The organism is Streptomyces sp. NPDC058877 (assembly GCF_042742855.1).
Lineage (GTDB): Bacteria > Actinomycetota > Actinomycetes > Streptomycetales > Streptomycetaceae > Streptomyces.
Window position 1 is genome coordinate 1 of sequence record NZ_JBHYMF010000370.1, and the last position, 2143, is coordinate 2143.

General features: G+C 66.9%; 3 protein-coding genes. All 3 read right to left on the reverse strand.

The features are described 5' to 3' along the window. Positions 1 to 101: 101 nt before the first annotated feature. The 3 genes from ACFW2Y_RS35580 to ACFW2Y_RS35590 all read right to left on the reverse strand — a co-directional run bounded on the left by ACFW2Y_RS35580 (position 102) and on the right by ACFW2Y_RS35590 (position 2023). Positions 102 to 935, reverse strand: coding sequence for a transposase family protein (locus ACFW2Y_RS35580; protein WP_384887833.1), 834 nt, complete (start codon positions 933 to 935; stop codon positions 102 to 104). A 72-nt stretch (positions 936 to 1007) separates the two neighbouring features. Continuing rightward, positions 1008 to 1463 (reverse strand): hypothetical protein, encoded by a 456-nt coding sequence (locus ACFW2Y_RS35585; protein ID WP_384887836.1) that lies wholly within the window; start codon positions 1461 to 1463, stop codon positions 1008 to 1010. Between the two features lie 50 nt (positions 1464 to 1513). Further along, on the reverse strand, positions 1514 to 2023 hold the full coding sequence (locus tag ACFW2Y_RS35590) for a hypothetical protein (protein WP_384887839.1): 510 nt from the start codon (positions 2021 to 2023) through the stop codon (positions 1514 to 1516). Positions 2024 to 2143: the final 120 nt, after the last annotated feature.

Consider the following 2143-nt stretch of genomic DNA (forward strand, 5'->3'; position numbering starts at 1 on the left):
AGCCTCCGCCAACTTGAAGTCGCAGGTCAAAGGACTGGTGTGACCGGTCCCCGGGGCGCTCATGCTGGTCGTGGGCGGAAGTCCACGGAGAAGATCATCCGTCAGCGGTTGACTTCGAGGTTCGTCAAGACGAGCAGGGCTCGCAGGAGCTGGGTGGCGCGGGCGGGGTCGGTGCGGAGCTTGGTGAGGGTTCGCCAGTTCTTGAGGTGGGCGAAGCCGTGTTCGACCGGTGCGCGTCCGACGGCGAGGACGCGGTTGGCTTCCTTCTCGCCTGGGGTGAGCTTGTGGGTGCGGCTGGCGGTGTAGCCGGTGACGATCACGGGGTCGAGGATGTCGTTGTCCAGGCCGCGGAAGCCGAGGTCGGCCAGTGCCCCGAGGCCGGCGGCGCGCAGGTGGGTCAGGATGTGGTCGTGGCGGGCGGCGGTGTTGTCGTGGGTGCGGCCGGGCCGGGCAGCGGATATCCAGATCAGGCGCCCGTTCTCGTCGGTCAGGGCGAGGAAGTGCAGGCCATGAGTGCGGTGCTTGCCGGAGTAGTTGCGCCGGTCGGCTCTGCCTGTACGGCGCTGGGTGCGGATGAGGGTGCCGTCGATCAGGATCACCTCCCCGCCTTTCTTGACGACCTTCTTCAGGGCGCGGTCCAGGCGCGGGGCCTGTGCGGCGAGCAGTCCGATCAGCTCATCGCGCCAGCGGCGGACGGTGGACTCGGACACGTCGTTGCCGCCGGCGATGTCGGCCAGGCGCTGGTCGTGGCGCAGGACGGCCAGGACGATCACCGCGATCTTCCCGGGCGGCAGGATCCGCCATCGGGACCGAATCGTCTTCAGATGACGCCGTAGCAGGTCGGCGAGGTGGTTGACGGTGCGCGTGGACAGCGGCAGACGGCACTGGTAGACAAGCGTGCAGGTGTCCTCGGCGCGCTCTTTGGTATTCGTCACACAATTCCAACGGCCGCCGGGGACAACCCGGTTACGCGCGTGCTGACCCGCTCCGAGTGGCGGTGCTGCTGGTCACAGGCGGGTGGTGAACCGGCCGTCGGGCAGTTTGCGGAGCCAGCCGCGGTCAACGAGCCTGACCAGCTTGCCGCGCAGCGGTTCCAGCTTGGACTTCACGCTGACGTCCACCCCCACCACCTCGCCGACCTCGCGGGCCATGACCGGTCCGGCGGCCTGTCGCACGGCGGTGATGATGCGCTGGTAGTCCGGCGGGAGCGAATCCTCCTCCACGCCCGGTTCGCGATGCGGGATCAGCATCACCGCCCGGCCGCCCACCTGCCCGGAAATCGACCGGGCTGAGGAGCGTTCCTCCGCGAGCTGCTCGCTCACCCTCCCAAGGACACGTTCGGCGACGGCGAGCTCGTCCCGCTCAGCCCGCACCGCTTCCAGCTGCTTGGCCAGCTGTTCTTCGAGTTCGTCCAGTTCCGCACGGCGCGTAGTGATCCGTTCGAGCAGTTCGGGATCCAGCATGCGCAGAATCGTAGGAGGCGACCGAACCGCAGCGAGCAAGAACCGGACGGTCAACTCCCCGCTTCTGCAACCGGCCTCCCGCGAAGGAACTGCTTCGCCGCCTCGACTGCTTCCCTGTTGAGCTCCTCGACGGAAACTTCCCAGCTCTCCTGCCAATCGTCCAGGTTGAAATGACACGAGACGAGGGACTGCAGCTCTTCGGGGTAGCCGAGGTCGTAGGCGACGTCTGCCCAGATGAGGTGGGTGCCAGTGGCGGGATCCAGGGTTCCGTCGGCTATCTGACCGGCGATCCAGTAGGCCATCGCCCACTTTGCGGCCCGAGGGTCGGCGGGCGGATGGAAGAGAAGTCCCAGTTCCTCCAGCACCTGGTCGAAGAGCGCTGGCGCTTCGGGTTCCTCGCTCTGGAGGAGACCGGCCAGCATGGCGAGGGAGGGACTCTCGACCTCGGCAATGAGGGCGTCAAGCCCTGCCTGGATGAGCCGGTCGGACCCGACATGCCTACCGAATGCCCGCTCGCGCGCGATGTGGCGGAGCTGTTTGAGGGCGTCATCGCGGGTCATCAGAGTCTTCTCGGTCGGCGTCTAGCTAGGGAGCGTATTGGGTCGTGATCAATCTGTGGGTTTTGCCTGCGTGGCGAGTCCTGGGCAGGTAGACCTTCTTGGGTGACTCGTGTGCAACTG